General features: G+C 45.1%; 13 protein-coding genes and 2 pseudogenes. 5 read left to right on the top strand and 10 right to left on the bottom strand.

Features of this window, described 5'->3' with window-relative positions; translation table 11 throughout:
- Positions 1–8 precede the first annotated feature (8 nt).
- From ACTG2G_RS14530 to ACTG2G_RS14490, 9 genes are all read right to left on the bottom strand, one after another.
- Positions 9–1,748 carry an ATP-binding protein gene (locus ACTG2G_RS14530; protein WP_439985569.1) on the bottom strand — a complete coding sequence of 580 codons (1,740 nt, stop codon included), beginning with the start codon at positions 1,746–1,748 and terminating at the stop codon, positions 9–11.
- 12 nt (positions 1,749–1,760) lie between these two features.
- Positions 1,761–3,020 carry an SIR2 family protein gene (locus ACTG2G_RS14525; RefSeq protein WP_145573964.1) on the bottom strand — a complete coding sequence of 420 codons (1,260 nt, stop codon included), beginning with the start codon at positions 3,018–3,020 and terminating at the stop codon, positions 1,761–1,763.
- A gap of 102 nt (positions 3,021–3,122) precedes the next feature.
- Positions 3,123–6,239 (bottom strand): HsdR family type I site-specific deoxyribonuclease, encoded by a 3,117-nt coding sequence (locus ACTG2G_RS14520; RefSeq protein ID WP_439985568.1) that lies wholly within the window; start codon positions 6,237–6,239, stop codon positions 3,123–3,125.
- Complete coding sequence (locus ACTG2G_RS14515; RefSeq protein WP_439985567.1) at positions 6,232–7,362, bottom strand: AAA family ATPase; 1,131 nt, start codon at positions 7,360–7,362, stop codon at positions 6,232–6,234. The genes ACTG2G_RS14520 and ACTG2G_RS14515 overlap by 8 nt, the downstream gene beginning before the upstream one ends.
- Positions 7,362–8,540 carry a restriction endonuclease subunit S gene (locus ACTG2G_RS14510; protein ID WP_439985566.1) on the bottom strand — a complete coding sequence of 393 codons (1,179 nt, stop codon included), beginning with the start codon at positions 8,538–8,540 and terminating at the stop codon, positions 7,362–7,364. The genes ACTG2G_RS14515 and ACTG2G_RS14510 overlap by 1 nt, the downstream gene beginning before the upstream one ends.
- Entirely contained in the window at positions 8,537–10,117 is a 1,581-nt protein-coding gene (locus ACTG2G_RS14505) for a type I restriction-modification system subunit M (protein ID WP_439985565.1), read from the bottom strand. Before ACTG2G_RS14505 ends, ACTG2G_RS14510 begins: the two co-directional genes overlap by 4 nt.
- Positions 10,118–10,186: 69 nt before the next feature.
- Positions 10,187–11,110, bottom strand: a complete 924-nt coding sequence (locus tag ACTG2G_RS14500) for a WYL domain-containing protein (RefSeq protein ID WP_439985564.1) — start codon at positions 11,108–11,110, stop codon at positions 10,187–10,189.
- Between the two features lie 317 nt (positions 11,111–11,427).
- Positions 11,428–11,727: a hypothetical protein gene (locus tag ACTG2G_RS14495; protein ID WP_169618677.1), complete on the bottom strand. Its 300-nt coding sequence runs from the start codon at positions 11,725–11,727 to the stop codon at positions 11,428–11,430.
- Positions 11,728–11,814: 87 nt separating this feature from the next.
- Positions 11,815–12,720 (bottom strand): 3'-5' exonuclease, encoded by a 906-nt coding sequence (locus ACTG2G_RS14490; protein ID WP_439985563.1) that lies wholly within the window; start codon positions 12,718–12,720, stop codon positions 11,815–11,817.
- A 640-nt stretch (positions 12,721–13,360) separates the two neighbouring features.
- On the opposite strand from ACTG2G_RS14490, the gene umuD reads away from it, so the two are divergent.
- On the top strand, positions 13,361–13,810 hold the full coding sequence (umuD, locus tag ACTG2G_RS14485; RefSeq protein WP_000116661.1) for a translesion error-prone DNA polymerase V autoproteolytic subunit: 450 nt from the start codon (positions 13,361–13,363) through the stop codon (positions 13,808–13,810).
- A gap of 7 nt (positions 13,811–13,817) precedes the next feature.
- Positions 13,818–14,051 (top strand): annotated as a pseudogene (locus ACTG2G_RS14480) (Y-family DNA polymerase); the annotation flags it as partial.
- A 678-nt stretch (positions 14,052–14,729) separates the two neighbouring features.
- Here the strand turns inward: ACTG2G_RS14480 and ACTG2G_RS14475 are convergent.
- Positions 14,730–16,043 (bottom strand): annotated as a pseudogene (locus ACTG2G_RS14475) (DUF4158 domain-containing protein); the annotation flags it as partial.
- Between the two features lie 470 nt (positions 16,044–16,513).
- Between ACTG2G_RS14475 and sul2 the strand changes: the two are divergent.
- From sul2 to ACTG2G_RS14460, 3 genes are read left to right on the top strand one after another with little or no spacing between them, the layout of a single operon-like run.
- Entirely contained in the window at positions 16,514–17,329 is an 816-nt protein-coding gene (sul2, locus tag ACTG2G_RS14470) for a sulfonamide-resistant dihydropteroate synthase Sul2 (protein WP_001043260.1), read from the top strand.
- A gap of 60 nt (positions 17,330–17,389) precedes the next feature.
- Complete coding sequence (gene aph(3'')-Ib / locus ACTG2G_RS14465) at positions 17,390–18,193, top strand: aminoglycoside O-phosphotransferase APH(3'')-Ib (protein WP_001082319.1); 804 nt, start codon at positions 17,390–17,392, stop codon at positions 18,191–18,193.
- Entirely contained in the window at positions 18,193–19,029 is an 837-nt protein-coding gene (locus ACTG2G_RS14460; RefSeq protein ID WP_000480968.1) for an aminoglycoside O-phosphotransferase APH(6)-Id, read from the top strand. The genes aph(3'')-Ib and ACTG2G_RS14460 overlap by 1 nt, the downstream gene beginning before the upstream one ends.
- The last annotated feature ends 195 nt before the right edge of the window (positions 19,030–19,224 follow it).

The following is a 19,224-nucleotide window of genomic DNA, read 5'->3' as shown; positions in this document are numbered from 1 at the left end:
AATTGAAACTAATTTTGCAAAGGTTTCCAACTTTTAGAAAAGCCAGCGCTTTTCGAAGTTGGCGCATTTGCAGGACGTTTCATTTTCACAGTCATAGGAAATGGGAAATCGACTCCTAACAACAACGCTTCTCCTTGACCCAAGACAGGGAGAAAAGATGCTGAACGTTGATCAATAGCGCCAACAGCCTTTTTTACAATTTCTTGGTCCAGCTGATTGGTCAACCTATGCACAATAAGTGTACCAATCTGACTTAAAACATCTTCAGGAATGTCACGTGGTCGCTGAGTAGCAATGATGGTATTTAAACCATACTTTCTACCTTCTTTAGCAATATTCCCAAAGGCATCCAACTCAAACCTGTTCGTTTCTTCACCAATTCGCTTATTGAGAAATTGATGAGCTTCATCAATAAATACTAATAGAGGTGCACCATGATTTATTGCGCCTTGCCTGGCTACGGATAACAATTTTCTACCAATGGCATTAACAAGTATTTCTCTTGAGTTTGCTTCAAATGGAACTTCAGAAAGATCTAATCTCAGCACATTATTGCTACTTATTGGCGAACAGAAATCATCAATAAGATTAGGTAATGTCTTTAATTTATCATCCGGGTCAATCATCCATTTTAAATTTGGGTTGTTTGAATAGGCTTTAATCCGAGCTATCAGGTTTAAACAGTGGCCAACATCATTATCAGCTCTACCGCCCCAAATAGTTGGGTTAGGATTACTAGCATTACCGCCATTTGGCCACACACACTCGTTTACAATTTGGTCAGCAATGTATTTAAACATCCATGGGGCTGTCTGGATAGAGCTATTCATAGACAATAGAGCAGCTTCGTAAGGAGCCTTTGCTTGGCCAGATTTGTTCAAAAGGTAATTTGCATTGATATCAAGGCCATGATTTTGTTGCTGACAAAATTGCCAAACTATTTTCTGACTCTCGATAGCAGCCTCCAGTTTAGGCGCTTGGCTTTGTGCTGAAGGCCTTAAAAAGGCTCTAATATCTGAGTCTGTAAACTGCCAATGTGGAAAAGTTAACTGATTCAATGGAGTTGCTTTTGCATGATTCCCAACATAGTAACTGTCACAGCCAAGTGACTCATATTCCCCCGTCGGGTCAATAATAATTGCTTTGCCTCCAGCCTTAATCACTTGCTCTATGATGTTTGTCATCGAGTAACTTTTCCCGCCACCTGTTGCTCCTAAAATAGCGCAATGGCGTGAAAATAATTTTTCTGGGGTAACGTGAACAGTTACGGATTCATCATGCGGAAGTGAAGCTAACGGTAAATGAATTTGGCCTGGCTCTTCATCTTGTTTACCTTCAGCGATTATTGATACCAGATACGGGTGAGCTGAATATATTTGGCTACCTAATCTCGGATGCTGCTTAATTCCTTTGTAGTTACGACCATTAGCTGGGTTCAAACTCACCAATAATTGAACAAGTCCAATTGGATGATTTTCAGATGGTTTGTCAGCCAAACCGTCAACACTTAATCTCTCACCACCCTCAATCCACACTTTCACTAAGCGCCCAAGTATCGCTGTTTCACCTATGTCGATGAATACAAATTCATTTACTTCTCCAGCGGCTATTCGATTTCCGAATGACCAACTAGGCTCACCAGATCCCGCTTTAGATAAGTTAATGATAAGCTCGGTTGCAGATACGCTAATGACGCTACCAATCCGTCTTGTTGGATCGTACGGGGAAAACCACTTTTTCCGCTCCATGAATAGTCTCCCTTATTTAATACTCGCTGTGATTTTCTCAAATGCTTTGAAGAGTTCGTCCTCGGGAGTTGTTGATCTTCGTTCAGGTAGCAGACTAGAAAACTGTTTAAACGTTGAATCCATTATCGCGATTCTGCCATCCCCATGGTCAATAGCGGCCATTAGCAGATTCCTAATCTCATTATTAAATGAACCCGTTACACTGAATGGGTCTTTCGTTGCAACCATCAGCATAAACTCAGGATTAGTCCTAAGCGCCATAGTTAGCGCATTATTTATATGCTTATCATTAAAACCAAAACCTAGGCACAATACAGCCGTTTTTGGTTGTTTAACTACTTCCAAAAAAGAAGTCATCATATCTAAGTAAGGAGAATCATAAGATGTCTGATACTTGCTACTGCTTGGATAGATAAAAACAGGTTCACCAATTTTGCTATCAGCACCTAGCTTTCTAACTCTACCGTTAAATTTTCTCCAGTCCACAGAGCCATGCATCTTGTATAGCTGAACCACATTGGATATGTATGCGCCTTCACTGCTCTTGGAGTGTCCACGGTTCACTATGTCATACTTGAACCACATAGGATTAAAAAAAGAGGGGTTAGAAAACTCAAAACCATCGATGACAACAAAACCAGTATTTGATGCAGCGTGCTCAAAAGCCAAGTCATAATTAGTCGTGAAAAGTTTAAGTCGTTGTTGCTGAGCACTCCTTCTACCTACTGCACGCATAAATTTATCATGACTAACCCAGTCTGATTCAGGGATCGATTCAGTAAAGGTAGTTTTAGCTAAAATTATGTTTTTGGCTTGCTCAAGGAACTTACTTACTTGATTAGTTCTTTGATTTGAAAGGTTCCCAACGGCTAAAGAAGAATCGCAAAGAGACAATAATAGTTCAATGTCTGGCTTTGCATCACCGTTTGCTTCACGATGTTTTTGAAGGGCATCATAATTTGTTGCCTTCAAAACCAATTGGAAAAGATTCTCATCTGCTTTTTTACAATAGTCCCAAAGGTGCCACATACTTGGAGCGATAGGCGCTTTGTTCTGCTGAGAAAGCGTATTAAATGTTAAAGACGTGCCTGAACCAGCCAGTATGACTAAGTTATCAGTATCCAAAACTTTATTGATAAAACGAAAAAATGTGGCCAGCTCGTCATCTAAGTCATCATTAGAAAGATCAATTTCGATTGGCTCTCTCTTCGAAGACGCGGAGTTCCTTTTTATGTCTGATGACAAAAACCTTACTATGTTTTCATTTTCCATTTTTTAATTCACCTTCCACGTAAAAGATAACCAGCCTAGAAATCAATAAATTTCAGACGCTTGCGCTATTTGACTTCGTTCCTGAACAGCACGTAATCACACTTATATCTGCCCACCCACACCTTTGAATTTTTCAACAAAAGCGGCAATTTTCTGAAAAACCGTTTGCTTCTGGGTTCGGTACTGTGGGTTCAATGGGCTAAGTTTGGGCAGCGCCTCATTAAGTGCAGTGCCATTTTCAGAGGCGTATTCACGTTTGAGTGATGACGCAATATAGCGTTTGGCAGCATCGATATTGAGCTTTTCAGAGGCAATAATGGCATCGGCTTCGCGCTTCTGCTCCGCCTGGGCGAATTTGAAGAAAGCGTCGATAATGCTGGCTTTGTCATTGATCTCATCTAGGTTTGTCTGGTTAATAAAATCAACCACCAAGCTCTCTTTCGCTCTATTGCCAAGGCTACCGCGGATCATACGGCGGACTTCTTCAATCAAGCCTTCTTTGCTCTTGTTCTTCTTATTGTGATCAAAAATCAGTTCAAGAATGTAATCGAGGTTGATTTCTTGCGATTTAAGCAAATCAATTTCAAAGACCACATCGTCCCAGTCTACCGTTGACTTATCTTTGTCCTGACCTTCTTTATCGCGTCGCAACCAGTCGCGGGTATCGTTGTAGGTAGAGCGATAATCTTGAATAGCACGCTCACTTGGCATATCGATGGTTTGCATTGCCTCGATGTCAGCATCATCCAGATAGTACTTTGACTTGAACTCTTCAACAGCTTGTTCATCACTGGTATCTAAGCTTTGCAGTGCTTTTAATCCAGCAAACTCATCGTAGTTTTGTAAAATATTTTCTGCTTTTAGGTATTCACCAAACAGCTTGGCAAATTCTTTTTTATCTTGTTCTTTTTCAATATTTTCTGGGTTTGGAAAACGTTCTTGCAGCTCTTTTACGATATCAACAAAACCTCGACGAGCTTGGCCAGTAGCAATATCGTTAAAGCCTTCCATGTATTCTTTGTAGCTCTTCTCCAACACCACGTTTTTGGTGTTTTTGTCACCAAACAAAGTGATGGCATCGATGGTTGCCTGCTCTAAGTCCCGGAAGGTAACAATATTGCCAAAGGTCTTCGTTGCATCATAAATGCGATTGGTGCGAGAAAACGCCTGCATCAAGCCGTGATAGCGCAAATTCTTGTCAACAAACAAGGTGTTAAGCGTAGGCGCATCAAAACCCGTTAAAAACATACCGACCACTATGAGCAGATCTATTTCTTGATTCTTCACGCGCTGGGCAAGGTCACGGTAGTAGTTCTGAAAGCCATTACTGTCCACGCCATAGTTAGATTTAAACATGGCGTTGTAATCGTTAATCGCGGCGCTCAAAAACTCTTTTGCGCTGCTGTTCATGGCACTGACTTCAAAACTCTCATCTAAAATATCACCAATGGCGTCCTGCTCTTCATTGGCTGCAAATGAGAAGATAGTCGCAATACGCAGAGGTTTACTTGTAGGTCCATTTTCGGCCTCGGCCTGCAATGTTTTAAAGGTTTCATAGTACGCTTTCGCTGCATCAACACTACTGACCGCAAACATGGCGTTAAACCCTTTGGCACCAGAATAGGCTCGATGCGTTTTCTGGTTAAAATGGTTCAGAATATACTGCGAGATTTCACGAATGCGCATTGGATGTAAGAACGCTTTCTTGTTCTCCGCCGCACTAAGCTTCTTATCATCCTGCTCAGTCTCAATGCTCTTAAATTGCGGACGAACATCGTTATAGTCCACTTTGAACTTGAGTACTTTTTCATCACGAATGGCATCAGTGATCACATAAGTGTGCAACTGCTGGCCAAACACGCTGCCCGTGGTTTCAGCACCCAAGGCGTTTTCAGGGAAAATTGGCGTACCGGTAAAGCCAAACTGGTAGTACTTTTTGAATTTCTTCTTTAGGTTTTTCTGCGCTTCACCAAACTGGCTGCGATGACACTCATCAAAAATAAAAACCACTTGCTTGTTGTATATCGCTAAATCGCTTTCGCTTTTGATTAAGTTGTTGAGCTTTTGGATGGTGGTAACAACAATCTTGTTATCGTCTTTATCCAGGTTGCTTTTTAGCCCAGCGGTACTGTCTGAACCGTTCACACTATCAGGCGAGAACCGCTGATACTCTTTCATCGTCTGATAGTCGAGGTCTTTTCGGTCCACCACAAAAAAGACTTTATCGATACAGTCTAAATCGGTGGCCAAACGTGCCGCTTTAAAGCTAGTGAGTGTTTTTCCTGAACCTGTGGTGTGCCAAATGTACCCACCGCTCTCGGTGTTGCTCCAGTTCTTAGCGTTAAACGCGCTCTTTATCTTCCATAAAATGCGCTCAGTGGCCGCAATCTGGTAGGGGCGCATTACAAGTAAGGTATTGCTGACGTCAAATACCGAGTAACGCAAGATCACTTCAAGCAACGTCTCTTTCTGGAAAAAAGTGGCGGTAAAGTCTTTTAAATCCTTAATCAGCGTATTGTCTGACTTCGCCCAGTTCATCGTAAAGTCGAAGCTGTTTTTGTCGCGCTTGGTCGTGTTGGCAAAATAGCGCGTGTCGGTGCCATTAGAGATCACAAACAGCTGCAAGAACTTGTACAACGAGTTCTCTGCATTAAAGCTTTCTTTGCTGTAGCGATGTATTTGGTTGAACGCCTCACGGATTGCCACACCACGCTTTTTCAGTTCAATTTGCACCAAAGGCAAACCATTGACCAAAATCGTCACATCGTAACGGTTGGCATGGCTTCCCGTTTGCTCAAACTGCTTAATGACCTGCACTTTGTTACGAGCAATGGTCTTCTTGTCGAACAGGTAGATATTTTCTATATGGCCATCATCAAAGACAAAATCGAAGATATAGTCACTGTGCACCTTGCGAGTTTTATCAAGAATATTGTCGCTTGGTGTGTTCAGGTATTGCTCGCAAAAGCGGGCCCACTCGGCATCGGTAAACTGCACCTTGTTGAGGGCTTGTAGCTGCCTGCGCACATTTGCCATCATGGCATCGGGTGTCGTCAGAGCAGGTAAATATTCATAGCCCTGGTTGCTTAGGTCTTGAATAAGTTCACGCTCTAAATCACCTTCGCTCTGGTAACTTTCACTTATCTGCGTTTGCTTAGTGTATTTGTCTAAGACAATAAAATTATTTGATTCTGCAATCGGCTTTGTTGTGCTAGTCATTTTGTGCTCCTTGCAGTTTAAAACCATAGTTATTTAATAGATGTTCAAGTAGAAACTTAACAATCTGCTTCTCAGGTTCTGTAGGTTCTGCAACTTCTTCGTTTGATAATGAACGATGACTATAAAAGTGCATCACTCGTTTGGCGTATAGCTCGCGGCTTTCGGGTAATAGCGCAGTCCAATCTGCGTACCCCAAAAATGCTGCGACTTTCTCATAAAGGTTGCGCAGTAAATTGAAGTGAAAACGCTGTATTTCATTGTTCGTAATAGCTTGTTCAATCAATTGCTTGATATACAAGTGATAAGAAAAACTGGTATTCGCGCCACCCTTTTTTTCTTTTAAATCAAAGGTTCCATCTTCAAATCGTTGCAATAAGTAACAGATTTTCGCATTAAGCTCATTGTGCAACACATTGTAAAATAGCGGATTATGTGTCGATATGATAAATCTAAGCTTCTCAGATTTGCTTAACTTGATTAGTTCCGCCAAATTAACTGCAAGTTCAATTAAATGGTTTTCATCTAATGAGCTGACGGGGTCATCAATGAACACATATTCTAGCTGATTGAAGCTCTCATCATCCTCTTCATAAGGGTTATTCATGACTCTAACAACTTGCTCTAGAAGCCCATGAAAAATACTCCAGACAAAATTACTTTCTTCGCCCTTAGATATTTTTACATGCTGTGCTCTTTCCGCATTTCCTCGCTCAAATGAAAACGTTACTTGAGTAAAGTCTTCATTAAAATGAGGCGTCAACTTCTCGTTGCTATAACGCTGAAACAACCTAGTGATATTAGGCTCTTGGCCTTGCACTTTTAATATCCAATCGGTAAACGTATTGGGTTGGATTTTTAGCTTCGGCGCTGCATCAGCATCTAAGTCGTTATCCCAGTAAAACAAGTCTTCCGTAAACGCGTTGTAATACAAAATCTTGTGGCGCGACAGTGGCGCTTGCTCTGCATCGGCAAGCGCATCTTGCCCATCCTCTTTCGGGGCTATGATCTCTTTAAATTCACGCGACAAACGCGTCTTACCTGTACCATTAAAGGCATAGATTAACTGCACCTTTTTGTCGGATGCTTGCAACAACTCTGCTATTTCCGTTAGCGTTTTACTCATTAAGCAGCCTCATCTGAATGAGATTTCGGGAAGCTCAACAACAGGTCACGATAATACTCGTATTGCTTTTGACGTAGTTCGATTTCGCGAGGGAGAACGTTCAAAAGTTCGTCGAACTTTTCGAGGATACGCACAATTCGAATTTGAATTGCCATAGGTGGGATAGGTATTTCAACCTTTTTGAGAGAATCCACTGTTAAAGAGACATTTGCGCCACCTCGCATTAAAGGGACTAACAGTACATCCTTTTTATCAAAGAGATAATATCTTAGAAATTTTGCTGATAAAAATCGACTATCATTTGGGATGATTGCACACAAGATATTACCAAGAGCAAATTTCCCATCTTGGTAATATATCCGATCAATACTTGCTACCCCGTGCCCCCTTGATGATATTAATGGTACACATACAGCAGCATCATCAAATTGATATTCAGAAGATGATTGCCTTTCTGCAGTGGTGGCAACCAGTGGATATTTACCTGGTGTCGCTTTTTTAATTGGAGTTAATCCTTTTTTAATATCGCAACACTCTCCTATTTTCAAGTACTGAGTCGTTTCTTCAAACTTAAATATTTCAAACTGATAATGACTAAACTGTTTTTTTCGAATATTAAGTTCGACCGTCAACTCAGTAACCAGTTCGTTAAATGCGTCCAGAATGCTTACAATTTCAGCTTGTATTGCTAGCGATTTTTCAGGATTATCTGGGCATGGAATGGGGATTAAAGTCTTTTTAATATTATCATTGTACAATCGACTAATTACCCCTCCATTGGAGACACCCCACTTGGCTATTTTATAGAAGTGAAATAGGTATTTATTTAGCACTTTGCTTTCGTCATTTTCTAGCCATACAATATTGCTATCTTGGAAGTATGCTTCCCTACCATCAAAAATAACGGTTCTTCCAATTGTACCACTAGCTGAAATTAGAACTTCACCTATCCTTGGATAACTATATTTCTCTTTATATTCATGAAAAATTTTCCTCGATATATACGCATTAGGTTCTTTTCCAAAAGTTCCTATCTTAAAAAATGGAATATCGCCAATATCACTAGTTTGGTTTTTCATTATGCGCTTACACATGCGAACTTCACCAACCCAGCCTAAAGTTTTCAGCTCAACACCCACCCCATCTAAGAGCTTTTCCATGTAGCTAAAATGGCTCATTCCTCAATCTCCTCACCTTCAATTTCGGCCACAATGGAATCAACATCACTGCGAAGCTGATCTATTTTAGCTACGATGGTTTTCAGCTGTGCATTGAGAGTATTTATATCCACTAACTCACGGCTATCTTTTGCCTCTACATAGCTGCTCACCGAAAGGTTGTATTCGGCTTTGACTATATCCTCCAGTTCGATTGACTTGGAAAAATGCTCCACGTTCTCTTTGCTAGCAAACACTTTCATGATTTGCTGAATATGGCCCGGATTTTTTTCGTCGTCGTTGTCCGTTAAGACGTTGTTATTAGTCTCCTTTTTAAACAGCCCGCTAGCATCAATAAACTGGGTGGTGGTGTCGGTTTTGTGCTTAGATAGCACTAAAATATTCACCGCAATAGTGGTGCCAAAGAACAGGTTAGGTGCCAGTGAAATCACGGTTTCAACGTAGTTGTTGTCAACCAGATATTGACGAATTTTTTGCTCAGCACCGCCACGGTAAAAAATACCGGGGAAGCAAACAATGGCCGCACGACCTTTGCTTGAAAGGTAACTTAGCGCATGCAGCACAAAGGCAAAGTCGGCTTTTGATTTAGGTGCGAGCACACCAGCGGGCGCAAAGCGGTCGTCGTTGATTAGGGTTGGGTCGTCGCTACCAATCCATTTCACCGAATAAGGTGGGTTAGAGACAATGGCATCAAAGGGTTTGTCATCTAAAAAGTGCGGTTCAGTTAAGGTATCGCCCAACTGAATATTAAACTTGTCGTAGTTAATGTTATGCAAAAACATATTCATACGAGCCAAGTTGTAGGTGGTGTGATTGAGCTCTTGTCCAAAAAAACCATCCTCAATGATATGCGCATCAAAGTGCTTTTTAGCTTGTAAGAGCAACGAGCCCGAACCCGCCGCAGGGTCATAAATTTTATTCACACTGGTTTGGCCGTGCATGGCCAGCTGCGCGATGAGTTTTGAAACATGCTGAGGGGTGAAAAATTCGCCACCGGATTTACCCGCATTTGCCGCGTAGTTGGAGATAAGGAACTCGTAAGCGTCACCGAATAAATCAATTTGGTTGTCTTCAAAATTACCGAAGGTTAAACCTGCCACGCCTTTTAACACCGCTGCAAGGCGTTTGTTTTTTGCCTCTACCGTATTACCCAGACGATTACTGGTGGTATCAAAATCCGCAAACAAGCCTTTGATGTCTTTTTCTGAATCATAGCCATTGGCTGAGTTTTCGATTGCAGCAAAAATTGCTGCCAAATCCGTATTTAGATTTTCGTTTTTGTGTGCGTTAGCCGCCACATTGCTAAACAACTGGCTAGGGTAAAGAAAATAGCCTTTGGTTTTAATGGCATCTTCTTTAGCAAACTTGATGTTTTCATCATCGTCAGACATGGCAGCATAATTAACGCTCTCATCACCGCCAGTGATGTAATTGACAAAGTTTTCACTGATAAAACGGTAGAACAGCGTACCCAGTACATATTGTTTAAAATCCCAACCATCCACCGAGCCTCTTACATCGTTGGCAATCGCCCATATTTGGCGTTGAAGTTCGGCACGTTGTTGTAAACTTGTCATTTGTTAATTCCTGCTTTTAATTCGTCATAATTCGTTTATTGGTTACGCAATGTTCACTGTCGTCGAACATCATTCGCTAAACCCTGGAGCTAAATTCAAATTTCCGACCCCGTAGAGTGTCGGAGTATTCTTTAACCAAAGTTGGTATTCAGTGCCTTGAAGGCTGTGTGCTTTGGAACAATCCACATGCCATTGGCGAAGCAAATACCCAGCGGTTGCAGCTCTAATCTCAACCTTTAGAACGCCACCCGTCATACCATAGTCCAGCTCTATCGCTTCGCTGTGCTCAATACGTGGATGCGGCACTAACTCAAGCTCTACAAATCGGTTCCATTGCCGATCTTGGGTTTCGAGCTCCGTTTCAGACAAAGTGGAATCTTCAAGCACAAACGCTGCTTTAATTCGGGTCAGTACAAAGTCACGGAACTCACCATGCTTGCGGTCAAAACCACGAACGTGCCAACGCAGGCCATTGTCCACCAGCGTATGCGGCACAATTTCACGCGTGGTTTCACCACTCGATAACGACACATAGGTAATGCTCAAGGCTTTGCCTTTGTGTATGGCCTCGGTAACTTTCGCCACTATCGATAAGCTCGGCTTGTTAAGGTGATAAGGCGCTTCACACGCAAGAGGTGGTTTTACCTTTCCAGTAAAGCCATCTCCGTAACCTTGGCTAATCGTCGCCAGTGTTCTCACAACGTCATAGTCGAACAAGGGCTCAAAAGCTTCACCACGCTTATGCAACTTGAGCTTTTGGTCATACTCAATGTTGCCTGGTGCAAGCTCTCGGTACATTGTGAAGTCTTTCGTTGCTTGTGCAGCGGCTATGCTGAAGCGATCGACTAAATCTGCCCGTACCGCCTCTCCCTTAAACAATAAGGTGAAATCGATATGGGCAATGCGATCCCTGGTTGCTTGTGGCAACTGCGCTATCTGCGAAAGCCTATCTGGCTTCGCCACTACCGTTTGTTTCAGACCATCATTTGTCATGCGTCTTGTTTATCCAATTCAACCAGTTTCTTAAAACTCTGTTTATAAAGTACCGTCAGACATCGCGTAATCACATTGAAAGGCATGGCATAAAGCTGCTCTTTATCCGCAATGACTAATCAATCTCTACTGGTTGAAGCTGGACAGATGGCCATAAAACACTGAATAGGCTTCAACCTAATTAATTTTATTAGGTATCATCCTATCACAAATTATTTTGTAGGGAAGACTAAGCGGCAACTTTTTGATCTGGAATGCAATTGCCGCTCAGGTATGGGCGTGAAGACATTGTTTCATGCCATTGCTGATAGCCGCTATCAATGCGCTACCTGAACCAATGGCACCACGATGTTACCGCGATGAGATACCCCTTTGTCCGAGTCTGTAGACATCAGGGCTCGTTGCTCACTCTCCCGAATGCGCCTGGCAACTTCTGCCTGAGCTGGTAGCAATGGCAGCATCCCTTCAGCAATCGCGTCCGGTGCAGATTCTTGGCCACAGGACATCAAATGCTTCCATGGATCTTTAAGAAAGCGCTCGAACGTGATGCCAAATTCAATGATGCGGGCAGAGACGAAGATTTCGCCCCAGTATTCAATGTAGGTGTCTTGGTACATGGAAAGATTCCTCTTGTTGGTTAAACCATGAGTTCACTTTCCATTTTCCAGAGGTTTTCAAATATGCAAGGCTTACCTTGTAGAGAGCTACAAAGCTTTAAATCGATTGCGGGCATCTTTGTAGTCATAGTGGGCATGTTCTGAGCCACGATGATACAAATCATCCAGGTAAGTTTGTTCCTGCGGCAACTCGTCTTCGCTGATTTCGCGCCACCAATGTTTGTTGGCACCTTTAACACCGTCATGCCAGCGGTAACCGCGCTCTTTTAAATAGTCCTTTACGTCAAACGGCGCACCAAACGCACGAACTAACACAGTTCGCCTGTCTGCTTCAGACAACAAGTTTGCAACGGACTCGGGCAATAAATAGAACAACCAGGCCATCGCCAAACAATCGGTTGCAGCTCGGTGTCCTTCATAAAACCAACCTAAGCGAAGCAGCAGGTACTCAAGTTTTCGACTTTCAAAACCCAGCGCCTTCCAATCTATTCCACTGGCTGAACAGGCCCAAGATAGATGTCCTAATGCAGCAAACCGCTTTTCAAAGAAAGGACGATCAAACTGTGCATTGTGTGCAACCACCAGCGGATCATCGGATAACCAACTTGCTACCAGTGAATCATCAATGTGCTGGCCTTGCACCATATCATCGGTGATACCGGTTAAGTCGGTAATCAGCTCGGGGATTGGCTTGCCGGGATCTTCATACAAGCTGATCACATCAACAATCGACACAATCCGCTGAGCAGAGGGGCTGTAAAGCACCTTAACCATACCAAGCTCAATAATGGACTCATCATCGGAAGACAGTCCGGTTGTCTCTGTATCGAGCAGCACCATTGGCTGTTCATCACCGACCATAGGAGAAAGTTCAAGTGGCCAAGTCTGCGGCTCACGCGTTAATGGAATGCGCTCCAGCAATCTAAAATCTTCTGGTCTTTCTGGGATATCCGCGAGGCGCTCTAGCGGAAATGGCGCAGGGGCTCTTGTCATTGATGGTTCCTCTTCAATTCTATTGTTCGCTTTAGGTGATTTCACTGTGCCACAGGTTTTTCTAAATGCACCTTGGATACCTCAGCGTTTTTTTAATCTTTCTACTGGGTGAACCCATGTATGAAGGCTTTGGCTAAGCCTTTCAGAAAGCCTTAGCTAAACCCTTTAGGTAACCCTTACCGATACCCTTTACGTATGGCTTAGCCAACCCCTTTTCAAACGGTTGCAAAAGGCTTGAACTGAGTTCGACTGAGCACTTTAATGGTGCTCCTAACTTCGCTTTAAGCCAGTAAATTCAATACGAAGCAGAATTTTACTAACTGTTTTTAAACCCTTTGCAAAGGGTTCAACAAGCCTTGTCTGACGGTTACTTGACCCATGCGTTAACCAGTAGCAGTAACAGGATCAGTAACAGAAACAAGAGCAGTAGGCAGAAGCAGTATTGTCCAAGCCTTGCAGGCTTTGACGAGGGCGAGCGATCCCCCACATCTAGTTTTTCAACACAAAAAATAAATCACCGACAACACAGCGTCTTACTCGAACAACTACAGTTTTACCTACAATTTTACTTGTAGAAATCAGCATAGCATCAGATACTGTATAAACAAACAGTATCAATTGTGATTTTTCGAGGTTCGTCATGAGTGTCTCGCTGATAGGCCGTAGCGGCGCACTTGCCTTCATCAAAGCCAAGCGCCTTCGTATTCCATTGTTCATGGAACGTGTTTCTGCTGGTTTTCCCTCACCAGCGCAGGATTATGTTGAGCAAACGCTCGACCTCAACGAGCTGTGCATCAAGCGACCGGCTGCAACGTTCTTTGTGCGTGTTGAAGGTGATTCAATGATTGATGCCGGGATTCACCCAGATGATATTTTGGTGGTTGATCGCTCTGTCCAAGCAGAACACGGTGACATTGTCATCGCTGGTATCCATGGTGAACTCACGGTAAAGGAGCTTCAACTAAGGCCATGCGTCAAGCTGATCCCAAGAAACCAGGCGTATGAGCCCATTCATATTCCTGAAGGGGCAGAGTTAGAGATATTTGGTGTGGTCACCAATGTGGTGCGAAACATGCGCCGTAAGTCGTGACTGTCCCATGCCTGTATTTGCCTTGGTGGACTGCAACAACTTTTACGCCAGTTGTGAGAAGCTGTTTCGTCCTGATTTAAAAGATACGCCGGTTGTGGTGCTGTCCAACAATGACGGCTGCGTGGTTGCACGCTCGCGTGAAGCTAAGTTACTCGGTATTAAAATGGGCGTACCCGTCTTTCAGATCAAAGCCGAAATGCAGCGCCATGGCATTTTGGCATTCTCCTCTAACTATGCGCTTACAGTTGGGAAATACTTTAGACATCACATGTTGTAATGTTTCAGGTTGTATAAATTAGACGTCGAGATGAGGGGTGGTTACAATTTTTACTATTGGTTAAGAAATATCTTGAAAAAGTAGATGTATGAACGCGTAACCCCCTGGGGGAAGGCTTAGCAGTGTGAATAACGGATGATTTAGGTGTTAATGTGATTGAACAAAATAGGTCGTTTCCAGATGACTTCGGCTTTGACTATTGTCTTATGTGGATTAGTACGGAGAAATATCCCTCATTTATAAGTAGGCCACACCCTGACAGTGGCGAGATCATCCATGACGTTAGGGACAACTCAAAACCATTTGCTCATAAACTTCCAATTTTAATAGACCCCGATGGTATCAATGTGGTGCCAGTGAATCTATATCTTCACTCTTTGTTGGCAGATCCAGATATATCCTCCGATAAGACGATTCAATCCCATGCAGTTGCGTTATTGAGCTTCTATCGGTGGTTGAGCACGGAAATCCCCGAACATACACACCCAAGGACTGGCCTTCTGGTTGATGAAAAACCTCCGTTAACAATATATGACTGCACCGAGAAGGTAGAGGAAAGTCCAATCGTGAGATATCGAGACTATTTATTGGAAAACCTTTATACCAAGGATGAAACTGGAAAAGTCGGTGGTTCTCCAAGTACAGCCTCTTCAGTGGTCCACCGAATGCGATTTCCGTCTGCATCTGTTGAAGTTGGGCGACGACGGCTTCTGAGCCTTTACCGGCCTCACATTCAAGGCACAAGAACACCTGCCTTAACAGTTGCTCCAGGAGATTGCATTGTTCATCGTAATGTTGCCACTGGTACTCTTCCACGGTCCGTTTCTGTTTTTTCAGGTAAAGGCAGAGGGTCTGGATATCCCTGTCATTCATGACCTTCAATGCCTGTTGTCTGACTACTGAGAAGGGTTGATTATCATCAATGTTCTCATCCACAAACAGATGCAGTAACTCTGCCGCTTTCGTGACATTGTCCGCGGCTGACTGCCAGGACAGGAACACTGCTTGTTGTGCAAAGGTGTTGGCAGCTTCTTGTTGCTTGCGGATATGGTAAATGAACCCATCAGTTAACCGTTCCAGTGCCAGTTGTATCCGCTCTGTCAGGTGACATAGCAACCATAGATGCTGCTGTGCGCGTTTGAATCGTTTGAGTTTACTACCGTAATAGTTGATGAGCTCACCGAAGTGTTGTCGATTTTTAAGAGACAGATTAAGCCCATCGATAACGCCATTGATTTGCGTGCGCCATGGCGCTAACTGATGATAAAGGGCAAGCTCTTTTTTAAGTTCAGGTACGGTCAGACTTTTTGCACCGCCTCTGAGCTGGTTCAGGCTTAGTCCGTCATCAATGGCTGTTATGCTGTCCAGAAAGACGTGAAGTTCAGGACTGGTGAGTTGATTAAGTTGGTGCGCCAGGTCTTTTCTGACCTGCTGCATCGCTCTGCTTATCAGTCTCTGGAGTACGGTGTACCTAGGGATAGCAATGCTGTGACTGGTTAGGAATTCAATAGCAGTATCAAAGAGGTAACGCGGCTCCAGCCAGGCATTGCCCACCTGAACAAGGTGGTCGAAAAGAGAATTGAAGTGCTGACTTTCGTCCCATTTGTGATAACCAGCAAGGTCTAATACTTTTGCGTAGAGTCGATCTTTTTGTTTTTGTGAGGGAGTGAATGGTCTGAGCCCCTTGCCGCCAAGCAGCTCTTTACTGATGAACATTAAATCCTTAGAAACCTGCGAGTAAGCGATATCTAGGATGACGGGCTTTGATTTGAAGTATCCCAAAATCGCGACAAAGTAACATCTATGAGCTCTGAGACGAATTGACCGAAAAACTGCCAATTCCGCATCGTTCAGAGAAAAGTACAGACGTTGTTCTTCGATTGAAAAAATGGGTGGGGAATAAAGATCTGCCTGTTCTGCTCTCGTGAGAATAGTAATTTCGTTTTTGATGGCCATATCAGGGCTGTTCCGTATTAAATGTACGATATTTACCTAATTTGCCACACTTATAAGTAGTAACCCACCTCCGCAGCCATTTATTGGTGTGGTCTACAGAGGATTAAGTCTTTTTAGAGGGGAAAATCCCTAGAACCCCATCTCCAAACATATCAAGCGTGTCTGTATCCCACTCTATTGTAAACAAGACATTTTTATCTTTTATATTCAATGGCTTATTTTCCTGCTAATTGGTAATACCATGAAAAATACCATGCTCAGAAAAGGCTTAACAATATTTTGAAAAATTGCCTACTGAGCGCTGCCGCACAGCTCCATAGGCCGCTTTCCTGGCTTTGCTTCCAGATGTATGCTATTCTGCTCCTGCAGCTAATGGATCACCGCAAACAGGTTACTCGCCTGGGGATTCCCTTTCGACCCGAGCATCCGTATGAGACTCATGCTCGATTATTATTATTATAGAAGCCCCCATGAATAAATCGCTCATCATTTTCGGCATCGTCAACATAACCTCGGACAGTTTCTCCGATGGAGGCCGGTATCTGGCGCCAGACGCAGCCATTGCGCAGGCGCGTAAGCTGATGGCCGAGGGGGCAGATGTGATCGACCTCGGTCCGGCATCCAGCAATCCCGACGCCGCGCCTGTTTCGTCCGACACAGAAATCGCGCGTATCGCGCCGGTGCTGGACGCGCTCAAGGCAGATGGCATTCCCGTCTCGCTCGACAGTTATCAACCCGCGACGCAAGCCTATGCCTTGTCGCGTGGTGTGGCCTATCTCAATGATATTCGCGGTTTTCCAGACGCTGCGTTCTATCCGCAATTGGCGAAATCATCTGCCAAACTCGTCGTTATGCATTCGGTGCAAGACGGGCAGGCAGATCGGCGCGAGGCACCCGCTGGCGACATCATGGATCACATTGCGGCGTTCTTTGACGCGCGCATCGCGGCGCTGACGGGTGCCGGTATCAAACGCAACCGCCTTGTCCTTGATCCCGGCATGGGGTTTTTTCTGGGGGCTGCTCCCGAAACCTCGCTCTCGGTGCTGGCGCGGTTCGATGAATTGCGGCTGCGCTTCGATTTGCCGGTGCTTCTGTCTGTTTCGCGCAAATCCTTTCTGCGCGCGCTCACAGGCCGTGGTCCGGGGGATGTCGGGGCCGCGACACTCGCTGCAGAGCTTGCCGCCGCCGCAGGTGGAGCTGACTTCATCCGCACACACGAGCCGCGCCCCTTGCGCGACGGGCTGGCGGTATTGGCGGCGCTGAAAGAAACCGCAAGAATTCGTTAACTGCACATTCGGGATATTTCTCTATATTCGCGCTTCATCAGAAAACTGAAGGAACCTCCATTGAATCGAACTAATATTTTTTTTGGTGAATCGCATTCTGACTGGTTGCCTGTCAGAGGCGGAGAATCTGGTGATTTTGTTTTTCGACGTGGTGACGGGCATGCCTTCGCGAAAATCGCACCTGCTTCCCGCCGCGGTGAGCTCGCTGGAGAGCGTGACCGCCTCATTTGGCTCAAAGGTCGAGGTGTGGCTTGCCCCGAGGTCATCAACTGGCAGGAGGAACAGGAGGGTGCATGCTTGGTGATAACGGCAATTCCGGGAGTACCGGCGGCTGATCTGTCTGGAGCGGATTTGCTCAAAGCGTGGCCGTCAATGGGGCAGCAACTTGGCGCTGTTCACAGCCTATCGGTTGATCAATGTCCGTTTGAGCGCAGGCTGTCGCGAATGTTCGGACGCGCCGTTGATGTGGTGTCCCGCAATGCCGTCAATCCCGACTTCTTACCGGACGAGGACAAGAGTACGCCGCAGCTCGATCTTTTGGCTCGTGTCGAACGAGAGCTACCGGTGCGGCTCGACCAAGAGCGCACCGATATGGTTGTTTGCCATGGTGATCCCTGCATGCCGAACTTCATGGTGGACCCTAAAACTCTTCAATGCACGGGTCTGATCGACCTTGGGCGGCTCGGAACAGCAGATCGCTATGCCGATTTGGCACTCATGATTGCTAACGCCGAAGAGAACTGGGCAGCGCCAGATGAAGCAGAGCGCGCCTTCGCTGTCCTATTCAATGTATTGGGGATCGAAGCCCCCGACCGCGAACGCCTTGCCTTCTATCTGCGATTGGACCCTCTGACTTGGGGTTGATGTTCATGCCGCCTGTTTTTCCTGCTCATTGGCACGTTTCGCAACCTGTTCTCATTGCGGACACCTTTTCCAGCCTCGTTTGGAAAGTTTCATTGCCAGACGGGACTCCTGCAATCGTCAAGGGATTGAAACCTATAGAAGACATTGCTGATGAACTGCGCGGGGCCGACTATCTGGTATGGCGCAATGGGAGGGGAGCAGTCCGGTTGCTCGGTCGTGAGAACAATCTGATGTTGCTCGAATATGCCGGGGAGCGAATGCTCTCTCACATCGTTGCCGAGCACGGCGACTACCAGGCGACCGAAATTGCAGCGGAACTAATGGCGAAGCTGTATGCCGCATCTGAGGAACCCCTGCCTTCTGCCCTTCTCCCGATCCGGGATCGCTTTGCAGCTTTGTTTCAGCGGGCGCGCGATGATCAAAACGCAGGTTGTCAAACTGACTACGTCCACGCGGCGATTATAGCCGATCAAATGATGAGCAATGCCTCGGAACTGCGTGGGCTACATGGCGATCTGCATCATGAAAACATCATGTTCTCCAGTCGCGGCTGGCTGGTGATAGATCCCGTCGGTCTGGTCGGTGAAGTGGGCTTTGGCGCCGCCAATATGTTCTACGATCCGGCTGACAGAGACGACCTTTGTCTCGATCCTAGACGCATTGCACAGATGGCGGACGCATTCTCTCGTGCGCTGGACGTCGATCCGCGTCGCCTGCTCGACCAGGCGTACGCTTATGGGTGCCTTTCCGCAGCTTGGAACGCGGATGGAGAAGAGGAGCAACGCGATCTAGCTATCGCGGCCGCGATCAAGCAGGTGCGACAGACGTCATACTAGATATCAAGCGACTTCTCCTATCCCCTGGGAACACATCAATCTCACCGGAGAATATCGCTGGCCAAAGCCTTAGCGTAGGATTCCGCCCCTTCCCGCAAACGACCCCTGGAAGCCCCGTAGCGACGCGGAGAGGGGCGAGACAAGCCAAGGGCGCAGGCTCGATGCGCAGCACGACATAGCCGGTTCTCGCAAGGA

Origin of the sequence: Aeromonas sp. 55A (assembly GCF_051919665.1) — a bacterium.
Classification (GTDB): Bacteria; Pseudomonadota; Gammaproteobacteria; order Enterobacterales; family Aeromonadaceae; genus Aeromonas; species Aeromonas veronii.
The sequence above is the reverse complement of the archived record's forward strand: the minus strand, read 5'-3'. Positions and strand labels throughout refer to the sequence as shown.

What these genes read in the sequence shown, in the direction of transcription:
- ACTG2G_RS14530 (WP_439985569.1), bottom strand. Translation starts at nt 1,748, where the DNA reads ATGGAGCGGAAAAAGTGGTTTTCCCCGTACGATCCAACAAGACGGATT.
- ACTG2G_RS14525 (WP_145573964.1), bottom strand. Translation starts at nt 3,020, where the DNA reads ATGGAAAATGAAAACATAGTAAGGTTTTTGTCATCAGACATAAAAAGG.
- ACTG2G_RS14520 (WP_439985568.1), bottom strand. Translation starts at nt 6,239, where the DNA reads ATGACTAGCACAACAAAGCCGATTGCAGAATCAAATAATTTTATTGTC.
- ACTG2G_RS14515 (WP_439985567.1), bottom strand. Translation starts at nt 7,362, where the DNA reads ATGAGTAAAACGCTAACGGAAATAGCAGAGTTGTTGCAAGCATCCGAC.
- ACTG2G_RS14510 (WP_439985566.1), bottom strand. Translation starts at nt 8,540, where the DNA reads ATGAGCCATTTTAGCTACATGGAAAAGCTCTTAGATGGGGTGGGTGTT.
- ACTG2G_RS14505 (WP_439985565.1), bottom strand. Translation starts at nt 10,117, where the DNA reads ATGACAAGTTTACAACAACGTGCCGAACTTCAACGCCAAATATGGGCG.
- ACTG2G_RS14500 (WP_439985564.1), bottom strand. Translation starts at nt 11,110, where the DNA reads ATGACAAATGATGGTCTGAAACAAACGGTAGTGGCGAAGCCAGATAGG.
- ACTG2G_RS14495 (WP_169618677.1), bottom strand. Translation starts at nt 11,727, where the DNA reads ATGTACCAAGACACCTACATTGAATACTGGGGCGAAATCTTCGTCTCT.
- ACTG2G_RS14490 (WP_439985563.1), bottom strand. Translation starts at nt 12,720, where the DNA reads ATGACAAGAGCCCCTGCGCCATTTCCGCTAGAGCGCCTCGCGGATATC.
- umuD (WP_000116661.1), top strand. Translation starts at nt 13,361, where the DNA reads ATGAGTGTCTCGCTGATAGGCCGTAGCGGCGCACTTGCCTTCATCAAA.
- sul2 (WP_001043260.1), top strand. Translation starts at nt 16,514, where the DNA reads ATGAATAAATCGCTCATCATTTTCGGCATCGTCAACATAACCTCGGAC.
- ACTG2G_RS14460 (WP_000480968.1), top strand. Translation starts at nt 18,193, where the DNA reads ATGTTCATGCCGCCTGTTTTTCCTGCTCATTGGCACGTTTCGCAACCT.